Below are 18,689 nucleotides of genomic sequence, written 5' to 3' on the forward strand. Positions count from 1 at the left end.
TAAAATTTACAATTTTGTAAGCTGTAGAAATACAATTTTCATGTTAATGCCAATTTTAATCTAAACGTGTTTTACTACGTATGAATAAGAAACCCATTCATTTTCTTAAAAAAACACTACGTGTACTACTCTGGTGCGTGGGCTCTATAGTCGCACTTTTACTTCTTCTTACTATTTTAATCCAACTCCCGTCAATTCAGAATTACGCCAAGGATAAAGCCATAACATATCTGCATGATAAAATAAAAACCAAAGTTTCGTTAGACAGAATTTTAATTAAATTTCCCAAAGATGTAGTTGTGGAAGGGTTTTATTTTGAAGATCAAAAAAAGAAAGTTCTGCTTGCCGGAAAACGATTAGAAGTTGATGTCGATTTATTTAAACTGATAAGCAGCGAATTAGAAATAAATTCTGTTTCATTAGAAAACACAACCGCAAATATTTCGAGAGATAAAAATGGTGTTTTTAATTTCGATTATATCATAAAAGCATTCGAATCGAAAGAACCAAAAGTGGAAGATCCGGATAGCAAACCTTTTAAAATATCGGTTGTAGATGTAAATTTGGATAATATCAATTTTAATTTTAAAGATGATTTCGCCAAAAATGATGTAAAAGTAAAACTGACACATTTTGATACCAAATTCAATAAATTCGAATTGGATAAAATGAATTTTGATATCCCGAATATTAATTTAAACGGATTAAAATTGGTTTTAGATCAGGATGCCGTGGAGAAAATTGCTGAAGTTTCTGTTGAAACGGTTGATACTATTTCGAAGAGAAAAGATTTCAAATTAAAATTAGATAAAATCAGTTTATCAAAAATTGATGTTTCTTATGATAATAAAGACTCAAAATTAGATTCTGGAATTAAACTTGGAAATTTAGATTTAACCGTAAACGAAATTGATTTAAATAAACAGCTTTTAGATTTTAATTCTTTTGAATTAAAAAATCTAAAAGGAAATCTTCGATTAGGCGTAAAAGACAAACAAATGAAAGCGCCGAGTTTAGATTCAACTTCCATCAAGCAAACGGGTTGGAAAGTAAAACTAAACGATGTTGACATACAAAATATCGTTTTCAAATTTGATGATATGCAATCAAAACCAACTCAAAAAGGAATTGATTACAGTCATTTGGATTTGAGTAAATTTAATCTGAAAGGAGAAAAACTTTATTATGGAAACGGTGTAATTTCCGGAAATATAAAATCACTTTCTGCCAATGAAAAAAGAGGTTTGGAGATTCAATCTTTAAAAACTAATTTCTTTTACGGACCAAAAAATGCGTTTTTAGAAAATTTATATGTAAGAACGCCACAAACACTTTTACAAAATAAAATCAAAATAAAATATGCCTCGCTTGACGCCTTAAAAAAGGATTTAGGAAACCTGAGTTTAGATGCTAATTTGAATCAATCGAAAATCGGTTTTAAAGACATTCTGCTTTTTGCGCCCGATTTGCTAAAAACAAATCCGTTTAAAAGTAATCCAAATGCTGTTTTGTATTTGAATACACGTTTGAGCGGAAAAATAAAAGATCTTGATATTCCGCAATTTGAAATGAGCGGAATCGGCACGACAAAAGTTTCCCTTTCGGGGAAAATCACCGGTTTGCCAGATGCTCAAAAAGCCTATTATGATTTGAATATTAAAAAACTTTCAAGCACTTCAAAAGACGTTTATGGTTTTATTCCGGCAGGAACAATTCCGAAAAATATTCAATTGCCATCGCAATTTAATTTGCAGGGAAAATTTAAGGGTTCGGTTCAAAACTTCAAAACCAATCTGGCTTTAAACAGCAGTTTCGGAAATGCAAAGGTCGATGCATTATTTGATCAAAGAATTAAAAAACAAGAGAAATATGATGCAACCGTTTATTTACTGGATTTTGATTTAGGCCAATTAATTAAAAACGATTCGATTGGAAAAATTACGCTTAAAGCGAAAGTAAAAGGCAAAGGTTTGGACCCAAAAACGGCTCAGGCAGAATTGGATGGTTTGGTTCAGAAAGCGGTTTTCAATAAATATACATACAGAGATTTAGCTTTAAAAGGAAATATTCAAAACGGTTCTTTTAATGTGAAATCAGGAATGAACGACCCGAATTTGAACTTTAATTTGGCGGCAAGCGGAAATACGAAAGACAAATATCCATCGATTCAATTAAAATTAAATCTGGATATTGCCGATCTAGAAAAATTGAATCTGCACGCCGGACCAATGAAACTGCGCGGAAATATTGATGCTGACATTGCCAACAGCAACCCGGATTTTTTAAATGGAAAAGTGTTTCTTTCGAACGTTCAGATTTTGCAGGAAGCAGAACCAATCGTTTTGGATTCTGTTCGCATCATTGCTTTTTCAGACGAAAGTCGAAATAATATCAAGATTTCATCACAATTTTTAAAAGCAGAAGTTGACGGAAAATACAAACTGACAACTTTAGCGGCAGCCGTAAAAAAGTCACTTTCAAAATATCTTGATTTACAAAATCCGAAAGTAAACGGAGAATCAGACGAACAAAGATTAGCTTTTACATTAACGGTAGATAACGATCCACTGATTTTTAAATTAATTCCTAAATTAACGGGTTTAGAGCCAATTAAAATTACAGGAAAATACAACAACGTAACCGATTCTTTAGAAATAAAAGGAACGATTCCAAGAATTGTGTACAACAATAACACCATCGCCGACGGGAAAATAAATATTGAAGCCAAAGAAAATGCTTTAGAATATCAAATTTCTGTCGCAACAATTGAAAGCGGTTCGATGAAAATTCCGTTTACTAGCTTATCGGGAAATGTTCAGAATAACATTTTGACTTATGCACTTGAAGTTCAGGACGCAAAAGAAAAACAACAGTACTATATTGCCGGAAATTTAAATCGCGATGATAGTAAAAACATTTTTAAAATTGATGCTGAAAATTTCGTTTTAAATTATGATAAATGGAATATCGATCCTGAAAATGCAGTTGAATTTGGAGGAAAACGTCTTTATATAGATAAATTTTATTTGGATAATGCCGGAAACGAATTAAAAATCCAATCACAGGGAACGCAGGATAATGCGCCATTGCAGGTCGATTTTGTAAACTTCAAAATCGAAACCATTTTAAATATGGTGAAAAAAGATGAAATGTTAATGCAGGGATTGATCAACGGAAATGCCGTTGTTGAAAACGTAATGACAAGTCCAACTTTTACTTCGGATATAAAAATTACTGATTTTGCTTTTAAAGAGGAACCTGTGGGAGATCTTGAAATAAAAGTTGACAATAAAACCAGTAATATTCTGGCTGCAAATGTCAATTTAACGGGACAGGACAATGATCTGAAACTGACAGGAAATTATACAATAAACGACGGGAATTTAGATTTTAACGTGGATATGAATAAACTGAATATCAAAAGTATTCAGGGATTCACAATGGGAAATATCACTGAAGGAAAAGGCTATTTATCAGGAAATTTTAAAATTACAGGAAATGCTTCTGCTCCTAAAATTGGTGGAGAATTAAACTTTAACGATACCGCTTTTAGAGTTACGCAGCTAAACTCTTATTTCAAAACAGATCAGGAAAAGATCACTTTTTCAAATGATGTGATTTCGTTTGATAAGTTTACGCTTATTGATGAAAATGACAACGAATTATCATTAGACGGAACAATTCAATCGCCTGATTTTAGAAAATACAATTTCGGTTTAACCGTTGTTGCCAACGATTTTAGAGCGATTCACTCAAAAGCGGCAGACAATGATTTGTTTTACGGCGATTTATTTTTAGATACCAAATTAAATGTAAAAGGAACGCTTGAAAGCCCTGTGATTAATGGAAATATAAAGATCAATAAAGAAACAAAATTCTCTGTTGTTTTACCGCAATCAGATCCTTCAATTGCTGACAGAGAAGGAATTGTAGAATTTGTTAATGAAGATAATCTCTATCTCAAACAAACCGCAGAAATGCAGGAAAAACTCAACCAGTCTGAGTTAAAAGGAATGGATGTAAGCGTTGATATTACGATCGATAAAGAAGCTGAATTGACTTTGGTAATTGATAAAGGAAACGGAGATTATTTAAATCTTAAAGGTGAAGCACAACTTACAGGCGGTATTGATCCATCTGGAAAAACAACTTTAACAGGGAAATATGAATTTACAGACGGAGCGTATGAAATGAATTTCAATATGATCCGTAGAAAATTTAATATTCAAAAAGGAAGTTCGATAACCTGGAATGGCGAACCAACAATGGCAACTTTAAATATCACGGCGATCTATAAAGTAGAAACCGCTCCAATTGATTTGCTTGGAAACCAATTAGGATCAGTTAGTTCAACAGTTAAAAACACCTACAAACAGAAAATTCCGTTTGAGACACATTTAAAAATGAAAGGCGAATTATTGAAACCCGAAATTAGTTTTGATATTGTTCTGCCAGACGGAAATTATGATGTTTCATCTGATATTGTTTCGGCTTCTCAGGCAAAACTGGAACAGCTTAGACAAGAACCGGCAGAACTAAACAAACAGGTTTTTGCACTTTTATTATTGAACCGATTTATTGGCGAAAATCCATTTGCCAGCGAAAGTGGAGGAACAAGTGCCGAATCTTTGGCGAGACAAAGTGTGAGCAAAATTCTTTCGCAACAATTAAATGATCTTGCCGGTGAATTAATTAAAGGTGTTGAATTAGAATTTGACCTTGAATCTACAGACGATTACACTACCGGAACAAGAGAAAACAGAACTGATTTGAACGTTGGAGTTTCTAAAAAGCTTTTGGATGACCGATTAAAAGTGACCGTAGGAAGCAGTTTTGGAGTCGAAGGCCAGGAACGCGCGAACGAAGAAAGTACCAATATTGCGGGAGATGTCGCATTAGATTATCAGCTTACAAAAGACGGACGATACATGGTTCGTGCGTATCGAAAAAATGAATATCAGGTTGCCGTAGAAGGGCAGGTTATAGAAACCGGAGTTGCTTTTATTATCACAATGAGTTATAATAAATTTCGCGAACTTTTTCATCGTTCTGCAGAAGAAAAGGAAATGATTAAAGAAGAGAAACTTCGTAAAGAAAAAAAGAAACAGAAGGAAAAAGAAGAAAAAGAGAAAGAAGAGAATCAGGAGAATGACCAAATTGAAGGAAATGAGCAAAAAACATAGTCATATTAAATATATAAAATATTTGATGCTGCTGGTATCCTTGTTTTTTGTTTTTGGATGCAGCAACACAAAATATTTGCCCGAAGGTGATTTATTATACACAGGAGCTTCTGTTGAGGTAAAGGATTCTGTGATTAAAAAGAAACAAAGAAAAGAACTTGAAAAAGAGTTAGAAGATTTATTACGCCCGAAACCCAACAAGCAATTTTTAGGATTAAGACCTAAATTATGGATTTATAATATTGCAGGAGAACCTAAAAAAGACAAAGGAATACGCTATTGGCTGCGAAATAAAGTGGGAGAAGAGCCGGTACTTTTCAGTAAAGTCGATTTAGATTATAATGCGTCAGTATTAAGAAATTATACCGAAAACCGTGGCTATTTTAAAACACGAGTAAGTGCAGATTCTACAGCTAAAAATAAAAGAGCAACAGCAGAATATACTGTTATACCCAAAAAACAGTATATCATTAAAAGTGTGACTTTTCCGGATGATTCCTTAAAAATGTCAAAAATAATTGGAAGATCAAGCCGAAGAAGTTTATTAAAAGTAGGCAGGCCCTATGATTTAGACGTCATTAAATCTGAACGCGAGCGTATCGATGCCAGACTAAAAGAAAAAGGATATTATTACTTTAATCCCGATTATATTTTGGCTCAGGTTGACAGCAGTAAAGGCGATCACGAGGTGAAAATTAAACTGGTAATAAAACCCGATGCCCCGCCAAAAGCACTTACAGCGTATAAAATTGGTAAAATTGTGGTGTATCCCAATTTTTCAATTTCAAAAGACAGTATAAAATACACTCAAAAAGACATAACGCAATACAATGATTTTACAATAATTGATACGGCAAACACTTTCAATCCGAGGGTTTTTGACAGAACTATTTATTTTAAAAAAGGGGATCTTTATAACAGAAAAGACCATAATTTAACCTTAAACCGATTTGTAAATCTGGGAACATTTAATTTTGTAAAAAATGAATTCAGGCAATCAGATAGTTTGCCAAATACGTTAGATTCGTATTACTATTTAACGCTTTTGCCTAAAAAGTTTATTCGTGTTGAGGTTTTAGGAAAAACAAATTCGGCCAGTTATACCGGAACAGAAGTCAACGTAAACTGGAATAACAGGAACTTATTTCGAGGTGCAGAATTGCTTACGGTTTCTGTTTTTGGAGGTGCCGACTTTCAGCTTTCAGGAGCCAACAACGGAAAAAATATCTATAAACTCGGAGCAGAAACCAGTTTAACGTGGCCAAGATTTATTGTGCCTTTTAAGAAAATTGCCGGTTCAAGTGAATTTGTGCCAAGAACCAAAGCGACACTTCGATACGAATTTCAAAACAGAACACAGCTTTATGCACTCAATTCTTTTAATGCTTCTTTTGGTTATTTATGGAAAGAAAATGTTAGAAAAGAACACCAATTAAATGTTTTGGATGTTACATATGTAAGTCCGAATAATGTTACGGACGAATATTTACAGGATATTGAAGAAGATCCTGCACTTGGAAAAGTGATCGAAAAACAATTAATTTTTGGTCCAACTTATCAATATACATACACCAATACGATGCAAAAACGTAAAAAAAATACGTTTTATTTTAACGGAGAATTAGATCTGGCGGGAAACGTAACAGGTTTGGTAACCGGAGCTAATGTCAAAGAAGGAAATCAGAAGAATATTTTTGATGTTCCGTTTAGCCAATATGTAAAAATCCGTGCTGATTTCAGGCATTATTTGAAATTAAGTAAAGAAAGCGAATGGGCAAGCAGAATTATTGTTGGTCTGGGAATTCCGTATGGAAATTCTCTTTCATTGCCAACATCAAAACAGTTTGTCGTGGGAGGAACAAATAGTATTCGTGCGTTCAGGGCAAGATCGCTTGGACCGGGAAGTTATATGAACGTACCAACTGTAAATGATTATCTGCCGGATCAATCTGGAGATTTAAAATTAGAATTCAGTACAGAATATCGCGCGAAACTTTTTAGCATCGTGCGAGGCGCATTGTTTGTTGATGCCGGAAATATTTGGCTGATGAATGAAGACTCCAATAAACCCGGAGCTAAATTTTCTAAAGATTTCATGAAGGAAATTGCCGTTGGAGCAGGAGCAGGATTGCGCTTCGATTTGTCGTTCCTGATTTTAAGAACCGATTTGGCATTTCCGTTAAGAAAACCATATTTACCAGAAAATGAGCGTTGGGTAATAAAAGATATTGACTTTGGAAGCGGTTCGTGGAGAAAAGAAAACCTGATTTTGAATATTGCGATTGGATATCCGTTTTAGCCACGAATTTCACGAATTGGCACGAATTAATATGAGTTTAAATTACTTTCACTAATTTCAAAATTTGAATTTAATATGCACAAACTATAATTAGTGAAAATTTGTGGCAAACTTAAATTATTGCAATTCGTGGCAAACTTTACTTCACATTTTGTAAATTGCTCTAATAAATTAATGGAATGCAAAATATACTCAAAAGGATTTTACTTATAGCTTTAATTGTATTGGCAATTGCGCTTGCTTTTAAATATTGTGAATTCAAAAAAGAAGACGATTCTACAATTGATTACAATACCAATCTAATTCAGCAGCAAATTCTTAACGTTGGAAAATTGGTTGTTACCGAAGGACATTTCTCTGAAGTTATCACCTATAAAAATCAACAGAAGTATTTAATGGATATGGTTTCCTTTGAAAAAAAGGCTCTTGTTGTGGTAAATGCAAATGTAACTGTAGCCTACGATTTGCATAAAATGAAATACGATATCGACGAAAAAAATAAAACCATTACGATTTTAAATATTCCCAAAGAAGAAATTACGATCAATCCCGATATTCAGTTTTATGATGTTGAGCAAAGCAAACTGAATCCTTTTACGGGAGATGATTACAACAAAATCAATAAATCGGTAAAAGCGAATTTGAAGAAAAAAATCGATAAATCATCCCTAAAAACAAACGCCCAAAACAGATTAATCAGCGAATTATCTAAAATACTGATTTTGACAAACTCTATGGGTTGGAAATTACAATATAACGGAAAAGCAATAGAATCTGACACGGATTTTAATGAAGATTTGAAATTGTAGAGAAAAGGTTCAAAGGTTCAAAGGATCAGAGGGGCAAAGGGGCAAAGGCTCTAGTAATGTAATTTAATCGTACTGTCATTTCGACGGAGGAGAAATCTCCGTAAGTAACTCTGTTCCTATTTTTGCCAATCTTTGTCGAGTTTCTTGCGGAGATTTCTCCTCCGTCGAAATGACAAGATTGTAGAAAAACTTTGCGCCTTAGTGCCTTCGCGGCAAAAATTAGTGCCTTTGCGGCAAAGAACTATCAAAAATCAAATCCAATCCGCCAGCAATTAAATGTGCGACTTCAGGACGTTTTTCTTTTAGTTGATCCAAATAAACCAAGACTTCCTGCAAAAGTTGTTTTTCTTCAGAATCTTTTAAAAGTTCCGCAATTTCGACAGAAAGCAACCAATCATTGTGGTGATTACTTTTTAGTTTTTCAAAAACAGATTTCAGTTCAGATTTAGAATCTTTGTTTTCTCTAATCATTCGAACCGTTTGATACAAAACTTCTAAATCATCACGTTCGTCTGTATGTTTGGCTTTAATAGTAGTTGTTTTTGGAACAGAATTAATCAAATCAAAACTATTCACATCGGCTGGACCGGAAAAAGCCGAAACCACCTTTTTACCAATCGCCATATCATAATTTCCCCATTCTGGCTGAAACAAAATAGTGTCGCCATGCGTTACGGTACAATTTCTAAAACTGATTAAGATAATTTCTCCGTGTAAGTTTCTGGAACCTGTAATAATTTCACCTTCAACAATAATATTGCCTTCAAATTCTAACTTTACAGTTTCGTTTTCGACAATACTGTAAGCCTGTAAATCCTTCGGGCTCATATCTTCAATTGCTAAATTGAATCCTTTTAATTTTCCAATCGGACTTCCAAATCCTTCTGGATGCGTTAAAGTTCCGTGACCAACTAGTTCTTTTTCACGGTAAGATAAAGCAGTTTTTCCAGTTGTCTGAATGTAAACCGGTTTTCCTTCTTCTTCCAAAACATTGGTAAAAACACCCGAAATTTGCAAACCGGTACTCAATTCAATTGTTCCTAAAGCATTTGAGTGAATCAGTTTTTTAATTCCAGAAATTCCTCCCGTTCGTAAAGCCATTTTATTGGCAAATTCTTCCAGAATCAAACTCAAATAAGAGAAATTCGGCGTCACATAAAGTTGAGGTTGCAGTTGCGTGATATCAAAATTTTGATTTGCAGCCGAAATATCATAAGGGATTTTCTTCACATTATCTGTCATACACCAGGCACTTTCTCCGATAGACGAAAGCAATCCGGCTCCATATATTTTTGGATTTTCGACAGTTCCAATCAAACCATATTCTACTGTCCACCAATGTAAATTACGAATTTGGGCCATTTCAGATAATTCGCCCATATTATTTTGCAAATCGGCAACTGCTTTTTCGGCTTCGTCGATTTTGTCTTGTGGAGTATCTTCGGCTTCTTTCAAAATAGAAAGCAAACGAATCGCTTCATACATTTGATAATCTTTGTGAGATGAAATTGCTTTGCATCCAATTTCACCAAAACGGCGCAAATATTCTGCATATTCAGGATTTGCAATAATAGGAGCGTGGCCGGCACCTTCGTGAATAATATCCGGTGCAGGTGTATATTCAATATGTTCTAATTGACGAATATCTGAAGCAATAACCAAAACGTTATAAGCCTGAAATTCCATGAATGCATTTGGTGGAATAAATCCATCAACAGCAACTGCAGCCCAGCCTATTTCGGTCAGGATTCTGTTCATGCCGTACATGCTTGGAATAGAATCAATTTCGATTCCGGTTTTTTTCAAACCATCCAAATAAGAATGATGGGCAACTTTCGATAAATAATCTACGTTTTTGCGCATTACATAGCGCCAAACTGCCTGATTAATTGGCGTATAATCGCTATAATCCTGCGGTTTGATGAATTGCTTTAAATGTTTTGGCAATCTTTCTAATAACGGATTTGTTTCTATAGATGCATTCATTTTCGAAAACGTTGTAGATTAAGAATGTAAAATTACGAATTTAGCTCGCTAATTTTTGCTGTTTATCACAATATTTTTATTCGAATGTAACTTTTATTGCATTTTTATTGATTTTGAAGACAAATGAAATTAGCAGTCATTATTTTCATAATTCACTTTCTCTAGTGTTTTTTCATATTTTTCGATTTCCTTTTTTGTCATCGAAGCTTCTTTTACATCAATTTTCAATTGTTTTTTTGTGTCGGGACTAATCCATAAACCAGTAAAAGTATTTCCGGTTTTCTTTAAAATCATTACACCGCTAAAACCGTGTTCGACAAAAACGAATTGATTTTCGATTTTGACATTCTGAGTAATGTTTAACTGAATCCAGCTTCCTGATTTGTCATAACGATACATGGCAGTATACATTAGATCTGCCGTGCAAGGATTTTCTTCTGTTTTAATATAAAATGTTACAGGAATTTTTGCGTCAACAGTACCTTTGTACAAATTAAAAATAGGGGCTGTTTGTGCATTTAAATGATTTAAAAAGGAAAAGCAGATTATAAAAAACAAAATTGTCTTTTTCATGATTAAGAATTGGGTTTGTTTTGATTTTTAACAGCAATTTGCTAATCAAATTTATTTAATAAAAACGGTAATCCAAATCTAATTTTTGATTTACTTTTTTAACTCATTTTCGGCATTTCTGAAATAATCGATTTTGTGATTGAACATATAAGCCATATTTGTTGCTCTCATTTTGGCTTCTTCTGTAATTGGTCCGGAAAATTGAGAATCAATTGTAGTATTAAAAATTTGAATCCAGCGGTCAAAATGTGTTTTATCTACCGGTAATTGCTTATGTGGCGGGAAAGGAGTTCCTGAATAAGCGCGAACATCAAATAAAATCGTTTGCCAAAAACCATACATTTTTTGCAAATGTACAGGCCACCGATCTTGTAATCTATCATTAAAAATGGGTCCCAAAAGTTCATCCTTTCTAATGTTATCATAAAAGGAATCGACCATTAATTTTATGTCTTCTATGTTTGAAATATCTTTAAGAGTTGCCATGTTTTCTATTATAAAATGAACTACAAAAATACGATATCTACTGATTTATAATTTCTGATATTTATCATTTGCATAATATTATTTTGTCAAACACAAGATAAAATAATGATTGGCAGCTTAGAAAATATAGAGTTTTTACGATGATTTTATCATTTTATGATTATTTGAATTCTAAAAGTAAGGTTTTTTATGCTTTTATTTTAATTAAAGTATTTAAAATCAATTATTTGTAAAATTTACAGATAAGTTTTTGTAAGGTTTGAATTTCAAAATGATGTGTATTTGTAATGTAGGAAAAATATCATTTTAATTAAAAATATCATAATATTGATATGAATTAATAAAATTAATCTTAAAAAATAAGAAAAATTTAATTATCTAAAACCTCAAAACTATGAACAAAATTACCCAAAAACCACAAAACCGAATGAATTTGATGCTCTTGTTTTGCATTATTATGACTTCGATAATTAGTATGCACGCACAGACCGTTACGCCGTGGATCACTTCAGGCGACCAAACGAAATTATTACAACAACAATCTACTGTAAGTTTCGGAACAAATTCAGGCTCAAATCCTTCAACGGTTACTGTAAATCCATCAACAACTTATCAAATTATGGATGGGTTTGGTTACACACTTACTGAAGGAAGCTGTGAAGTAATTAGTGGAATGGCAGCCACACAGCAAAATCAATTATTAAATGATTTGTATAATCCCACTACAGGATTAAACGCAAGCGTAGTTCGTATTAGTATAGGAGCTTCAGATTTAAGCAGTTCTTCTTATAGTTACAACGAAACTTCGGGCGATGTAAATATGAATAATTTTAGTCTTAACGGACCGGATTTAACGTATTTGGTTCCCATTATAAAAAAGATAAAATTAATTAATCCGAACATTAAAATACTAGCAACTCCGTGGTCGGCTCCGCGTTGGATGAAAACCAATAATTCCTGGGTTGGAGGAAGTCTGCAAACACAATATTATGCAGCGTATGCCAGATATTTTGTAAAATATTTTGATGCAATGCAGGCGCAGGGAATTTCAATTTGGGGAATTACGCCTCAAAACGAACCTGAAAATCCAAATAACGAACCAAGTATGCTGATGAATTCTACAGAACAAAAGAATTTTATTAATCAACAACTTGGTCCGCAAATGGCAGCGGCTGGTTACGGAAACATAAAAATTATTGCTTTTGATCATAATTGTGACAATACAGCTTATCCTATTGATGTATTAAATAATAGCGGTTATGTTGATGGAGCGGCATTTCATTTATATTTAGGAAATATTTCGGCAATGTCAACAGTACGAAATGCAACCAATAAAAACGTATATTTTACAGAGCAATACACAGGATCGGGAGGAAGTTTTAGCGGAGATTTTGGCTGGCACATGCAAAATGTTGTGATTGGAAGTACAAACAATTGGTCAAAAACAGTTTTGGAATGGAATGCAGCAAATAACTCAGCATTGGGACCAAGAACTCCGGGTGGATGTTCAACTTGTTTAGGTGCAATTACAGTAAACAATAGTACAAGTTATACTAAAAATGTAGCGTATTATATTATTGGTCAAATTTCAAAATTTGTAAAACCGGGCGCTTTACGAATTAATTCTTCAAGTACAAATAGTAGTATTTTTTCGGTTGGATTTAAAAATCCTGACGGATCAATTTCACTTGTCGTTTATAATTCAGGTGGATCAAATACAATAAAAGTGGTTTCAGGATCATCTGCATTTAATTATACTGTTCCAGCTTCATCAGCAGTTACATTCAATTGGGGCGCAGGAACACCGCCTGTTACAGGTTTGCCTGGCTATTACAATATTATTTCAAGAAATAGTAATAAAGGTTTAGATGTTGCCGATAATGCCACAACAAGCGGAAGCCGCATTCAGCAATATGATATTACAAATGGCGGAGGAAATAATCAGCGTTGGAAATTTGTTCCTGACGGAAGCGGAAATTATTACATCATTGTAAAATCTACAGGACTGTATCTTGCAGTTGAAAATAACGGAACTGCAGACGGATTAAAAGTACAGCAAAGAAGTGCGTCAACTTCTAATGAGTTTAAATGGACAGTTACAAGTCTTGGAGGAGGTTATTACAAAATCATCAATTTAAATAGCGGAAAATCTCTTGATGTAGAAAATGTTTCTACTGCCAACGGAGCCAATATTCAGGTTTGGAGTTATACTGGCGGATTAAACCAACAATGGCAATTGGTGCAGGTGGAATCTACGGCTAAAATGTCTGCTATTGAAGAAGTTAATTCTCAATCTGATTTGTCTATTTACATCAATTCGACGAATGATTATTTAAAAATAAACACACCAAATTCTGGTTCTGGCGCGGTTGAGATTTATTCAGTTACAGGTCAAAATCTTTTAAAAAGAAATGTTGATTTTGTAAATGGAAATGAGGCTGAAATTGAAATTTCAAAATTACCAAAAGGACTTTACATTGTAAAAGTGACTGACAGTAAAGGTTCTTATTCTAAAAAAGTTGTAAAACAATAATTTTTAAATTTCTGAATTCAATTAGTAATTTTATATTGAGTTTAAAGGCTGTCTGATAGTAATTTCAGGCAGCCTTTTGTTTTTTACCCAATTAATTGTGTAAACAAATCCTGATTGTCATTCAAATATTGAAATTCAAATCCGTTTTTGGTCATATTTAGTTTAATATTGAGAATGTCTTTTTTCTTTTTTAATTCTAAACCAACAACTACAGAACCTACTTCGCGATTGTTTTTTTTATGAAATTGAAAATAAGTAATGTCGTCATCAGGACCTAAAATGTTGTTTACAAATTCTTTCAAAGCGCCCGGACGTTGCGGAAACTGAATCATAAAATAATGCATTAAACCTTCGTAAAGTAAAGAGCGCTCTTTTATTTCGGCAGTTCTTTCAATATCATTATTACTTCCGCTTACCACGCAAACTACTGTTTTTCCTTTTATCTTATCCTTATAAAAGTCTAAGGCAGCAATTGTTAAAGCTCCTGCAGGTTCTACCACCATTGCTTCTTCATTATACAAACGTAAAATTGTCGTGCACACTTTTCCTTCGGGAACCAAAACAATGTCGTCTAAATTATCACGGCAAATTTCAAAAGTCAGGTCGCCCACTTGTTTTACAGCAGCACCATCCACAAATTTATCGATTGTAATTAAAGGTGTATTTTTATTTTCTTCAATAGAAGTTTTCATTGAAGGAGCACCTTGTGGCTCAACTCCGATAATTTTTGTATTCGGACTAAAATGTTTGAAAACTTCAGATAAACCAGAAGCAAGTCCGCCACCGCCTATCGGAACAAAAACATAGTCGATAGGATCTTTGTATGTTTCCAAAATTTCTAAACCAACCGTTCCCTGACCCGCAATAACTTTTAGATCATCAAAAGGATGAATAAATGTTTTATGATTTTTAATAGCATCTGCCGTTGCCGAAGCATAAGCGTCATCAAAAGTATCTCCGATAAGCACAATTTCTACAAACGACTTTCCGAATAATTGTACCTGTTTTACTTTTTGTTTGGAAGTAGTTTTTGGCATGTAAATTTTGCCTTTTATCTGCAGTAAATTACAGGAATAAGCAACGCCCTGCGCGTGATTTCCTGCACTGGCACAAACAATTCCGGTTGCTTTTTCGGAATCTTTTAACGAAGAAATTTTGTTGTAAGCACCCCGAATTTTATACGAACGAACAATTTGCAAATCTTCTCTTTTTAATAAAATAGTTGATTTAAATTCGTCTGAAAGATTTAAATTTTGAGTGAGTGGAGTAGCGGCAATTACATTTTCTAGCTGCTTTTTCGCATTGAGTACTTCGTTAAATAGATTCATATTGCTTTGTTTTTTTGCCACGAATTCCACGAATTTTCTCTAATTTTTATCAGCCGGAAGCTAAAATATTAATTCGTGCTAATTCGTGAAATTCGTGGCCATTTTAAAATCATTAAATAAAAAAACCTCCCGATTGGGAGGTTTCATAAATTGTATTTGTTTACTTTTTTTATGTAACACCTCGCCATCATTGCTGAATTGCAATAATGCTGATAATAGCGATAATAATGTTACTAAAGTTTGTCATTTTTGTTTTGTCTGAATAACAAATGTATTAATTATTTTTTGAAATTGACTCAATCTCAATTTTTAGTTTAGTAAAATCTGAAAACTAAAACTGAAAACTGCGACTTAAAAACTTACTTCTTAACAGGTGGATATTGAGCCAAAACCTTGCTTACAATTTCTTGTATTCTGGCATCTTTTTTATCAATGTTTTTAGTTAAGGTCCCAATTCCTTCACCTTGCCAGATCATTTCTTTCTTTTTGGCATCGATTAAATCGATAAATAAGGTTCCTTCTGTAGAGGTAGAAACTGTAGTTTGGTTTCCTCCATACATCATGTAAGGATTCCAACCCCAGCCCCAGCCGTAACCCCAGCCAGCGCTAAACTGGTTTACATTTACTTGCTCTCTTGATTTAGTAAAAATATTTACTAATAAATCAGGGTTCTCGCTTTTGGTAAAACCTTTTGCCTGCATTTCAGTATCTATTGCGTGGAGAATTCGTCTTTTATCCAAATCAGAAATTTCAACCTTGTCAATTCCGGGCTTAAAAAAAGCATACGTTTTATAAGGTGCAAAATCTACGTTTTTGTCGTAATCAGAATAAACACTAACAGTGCTGCAGGAGGCTAATATTAAAAGCAAAAAAACGGGTACTAATTTGAATGTTTTCATATTTATAAAAATTTATTTGTTCTCAATTTTCTCTTCTTAAAAGTACACTTTAAATTGTCAGGCTGAGCGAAGTCGAAGCCTTTTCCCCCATGGTGTCTTCGACTTCTCTCAGGATGACATTAATTATCTAAAATAAACTTTCGTCTACGATATTAGGCAAAGTTACTTTTAATAAAGGCTGAACATCCATCGCTCTTTTTATAGCAAAAATAGCTTCGTCATTTCGTGCCCAGCTTCGTCTTGAAATTCCGTTATTAACATCCCAGAAAAGCATTGATGCTAAACGCTTTGAAGCCTCTTTAGAACCATCAAGAACCATACCAAATCCGCCGTTTATAACCTCTCCCCAGCCAACTCCGCCACCGTTATGAATCGATACCCAGGTTGCACCTCTAAAGCTGTCGCCAATCACATTTTGAATCGCCATATCGGCCGTAAAACGAGAACCGTCATAAATGTTAGAAGTCTCTCTGTAAGGAGAATCTGTTCCGGAAACGTCGTGGTGATCGCGGCCTAAAACAACAGTTCCGATTTCGCCTTTTGCAATCGCCTGATTAAAAGCTTCGGCAATTTTAATTCTTCCTTCAGCATCAGCATACAGAATTCTGGCTTGAGAACCCACAACCAATTTATTTTCCTGAGCGCCTTTGATCCATTTAATGTTATCCTGCATTTGCTGCTGAATTTCATTTGGAGCTGTTTTCGCTAATTCTTCTAAAACCTGACTTGCAATAGTATCCGTTTTTTGTAAATCTTCTGGTTTTCCAGAAGTACAAACCCATCTAAAAGGTCCAAAACCATAATCAAAACACATTGGTCCCATAATATCCTGAACGTAACTCGGATATTTAAAATCGATATTATTCTCTGCCATTACATCAGCACCGGCGCGAGAAGCTTCTAATAAAAAGGCATTTCCATAATCAAAAAAGTACGTTCCTTTTGCGGTATGTTTGTTGATTGCTTTCGCTTGACGACGCAACGATTCCTGAACTTTTTCTTTGAATAAATCAGGATTATTGGCCATCATTTCATTGGCTTCTTCAAAAGAAATTCCAACAGGATAATAACCTCCGGCCCATGGATTATGAAGTGAAGTCTGATCTGAGCCCAAATCAATTTTGATATTTTCTTTATCAAAACATTCCCAAACATCAACCACATTTCCTAAATAAGCAATCGAAACGACTTCTTTATTGGCTTTCGCCGAATTTACTCTTTTGACTAATTCTTCTGTTGAAGTTACGATTTCATTGATCCAGCCTTGTTCGTGACGAATTTTGGTAATCTTCGGATTTACTTCGGCGCAGACCGTAATACAACCCGCAATATTTCCAGCTTTTGGCTGAGCGCCAGACATTCCGCCAAGACCAGAAGTCACAAAAAGATTTCCTTCAGGATTTAGTTTTATTTTTCTGAAACCATTCAAAACCGTAATCGTAGTTCCGTGTACAATTCCCTGTGGGCCAATGTACATATAACTTCCCGCGGTCATTTGTCCGTATTGTGAAACGCCCAAAGCATTCATTTTTTCCCAATCATCCGGTTTTGAATAATTTGGAATCACCATTCCGTTTGTAACTACAACTCTTGGCGCTTCAGTGTGCGAAGGAAATAATCCCATCGGATGTCCTGAATACATGGTTAAAGTCTGCTCGTCTGTCATTTCAGACAAATATTGCATCGTCAATATATATTGTGCCCAGTTCTGGAAAACAGCTCCATTTCCGCCATATGTAATTAACTCGTGTGGATGCTGCGCCACGGCATAATCCAGATTGTTCTGAATCATGTGCATAATCGCTTTTGCCTGTAACGATTTCCCCGGATATTCGTCAATTGGTCTTGCATACATTCTGTAATCAGGGCGAAGGCGATACATATAGATACGTCCGTATTTTTCTAATTCTTCTGAAAATTCTTTGATTAATTCAGCGTGATGTTTGGCTTCAAAATAACGTAAAGCATTTTTTAAAGCCAGTTTTTTTTCTTCTGCCGAAAGAATTTCTTTTCGTTTTGGAGCATGATTAATCGCTAAGTCGTATTCTTTTTTTGGAGGTAATATCGATGGAATTCCCTGTTGTATTTGTTCTTTGAAAGTCATTTTTTTAGATGCTGAGTTGCTAAGGTTCTAAGTTGCTAAGATATTTTAGCTAGATTAACAACAGATTAATTTTTTGTTTTTTAAATTATGTTTCCTCGCTGGGGCTTAAATTTTAGATTTTAGATTTTAGATTTTTGTAAAACGTAAAATTCAACATCTGAAATTATTATGTTTAATTATATCGCTCCGCTGGAGCTCAAAATCGTGAGAATGTTTTATTCTATAAATATGCCACTCCTAACGGAGTTTTTCAGCCTTGGAAAGGCGTTATATTTATAGAAAATAAATATATGAGTTACAAAAGCTCCATCGGAGCGAAATATCTATAATGTAAATTCAATCTGAAATAATTATCTAATTATCAAATTGGCACATTCTCTAATTAAAAAGCTAGGGATAACGAATATCCGACCTGTGATAGGATTTGTGGATTTTAATCCTAAATTTTCGTGAGCGAATATCCATGTATAATTTTAGATTTTAGATTTG

General features: G+C 34.0%; 10 protein-coding genes. 4 read left to right on the forward strand and 6 right to left on the reverse strand.

The features are described 5' to 3' along the window. The first annotated feature begins 80 nt into the window (after positions 1 to 80). The 3 genes from SD960_RS22670 (at position 81) to SD960_RS22680 (ending at position 8,291) form a co-directional block, all read left to right on the forward strand. Positions 81 to 5,183: a translocation/assembly module TamB domain-containing protein gene (locus SD960_RS22670; protein ID WP_318806139.1), complete on the forward strand. Its 5,103-nt coding sequence runs from the start codon at positions 81 to 83 to the stop codon at positions 5,181 to 5,183. After that, on the forward strand, positions 5,167 to 7,482 hold the full coding sequence (locus tag SD960_RS22675; protein ID WP_318806141.1) for a BamA/TamA family outer membrane protein: 2,316 nt from the start codon (positions 5,167 to 5,169) through the stop codon (positions 7,480 to 7,482). Before SD960_RS22670 ends, SD960_RS22675 begins: the two co-directional genes overlap by 17 nt. A 179-nt stretch (positions 7,483 to 7,661) precedes the next feature. Further along, entirely contained in the window at positions 7,662 to 8,291 is a 630-nt protein-coding gene (locus SD960_RS22680; RefSeq protein WP_318806143.1) for a DUF4230 domain-containing protein, read from the forward strand. 219 nt (positions 8,292 to 8,510) lie between these two features. On the opposite strand, the gene SD960_RS22685 is transcribed toward SD960_RS22680, so the two are convergent. The 3 genes from SD960_RS22685 to SD960_RS22695 all read right to left on the reverse strand — a co-directional run bounded on the left by SD960_RS22685 (position 8,511) and on the right by SD960_RS22695 (position 11,336). Next, the gene (locus SD960_RS22685; RefSeq protein ID WP_318806144.1) at positions 8,511 to 10,277 is read right to left on the reverse strand and encodes an aromatic amino acid hydroxylase; all 1,767 of its coding nucleotides are present in this window, start codon (positions 10,275 to 10,277) and stop codon (positions 8,511 to 8,513) included. A gap of 129 nt (positions 10,278 to 10,406) precedes the next feature. After that, the gene (locus SD960_RS22690; RefSeq protein WP_318806145.1) at positions 10,407 to 10,850 is read right to left on the reverse strand and encodes a hypothetical protein; all 444 of its coding nucleotides are present in this window, start codon (positions 10,848 to 10,850) and stop codon (positions 10,407 to 10,409) included. A 90-nt stretch (positions 10,851 to 10,940) separates the two neighbouring features. Next, on the reverse strand, positions 10,941 to 11,336 hold the full coding sequence (locus tag SD960_RS22695) for a group III truncated hemoglobin (protein ID WP_318806146.1): 396 nt from the start codon (positions 11,334 to 11,336) through the stop codon (positions 10,941 to 10,943). A gap of 394 nt (positions 11,337 to 11,730) precedes the next feature. Between SD960_RS22695 and SD960_RS22700 the strand changes: the two genes are divergently transcribed. Further along, the gene (locus tag SD960_RS22700; RefSeq protein ID WP_318806147.1) at positions 11,731 to 13,869 is read left to right on the forward strand and encodes an RICIN domain-containing protein; all 2,139 of its coding nucleotides are present in this window, start codon (positions 11,731 to 11,733) and stop codon (positions 13,867 to 13,869) included. A gap of 83 nt (positions 13,870 to 13,952) precedes the next feature. On the opposite strand, the gene ilvA is transcribed toward SD960_RS22700, so the two are convergent. The 3 genes from ilvA to SD960_RS22715 all read right to left on the reverse strand — a co-directional run bounded on the left by ilvA (position 13,953) and on the right by SD960_RS22715 (position 18,200). Further along, complete coding sequence (ilvA, locus tag SD960_RS22705) at positions 13,953 to 15,197, reverse strand: threonine ammonia-lyase IlvA (protein WP_318806148.1); 1,245 nt, start codon at positions 15,195 to 15,197, stop codon at positions 13,953 to 13,955. Positions 15,198 to 15,556: 359 nt separating this feature from the next. Next, on the reverse strand, positions 15,557 to 16,096 hold the full coding sequence (locus tag SD960_RS22710) for a DUF4136 domain-containing protein (protein ID WP_318806149.1): 540 nt from the start codon (positions 16,094 to 16,096) through the stop codon (positions 15,557 to 15,559). Between the two features lie 127 nt (positions 16,097 to 16,223). Next, positions 16,224 to 18,200: a urocanate hydratase gene (locus SD960_RS22715; protein WP_318806150.1), complete on the reverse strand. Its 1,977-nt coding sequence runs from the start codon at positions 18,198 to 18,200 to the stop codon at positions 16,224 to 16,226. Positions 18,201 to 18,689 lie beyond the last annotated feature (489 nt).

The organism is Flavobacterium sp. MMLR14_040 (assembly GCF_033657265.1).
In the GTDB taxonomy this organism is placed as follows: Bacteria; Bacteroidota; Bacteroidia; order Flavobacteriales; family Flavobacteriaceae; genus Flavobacterium.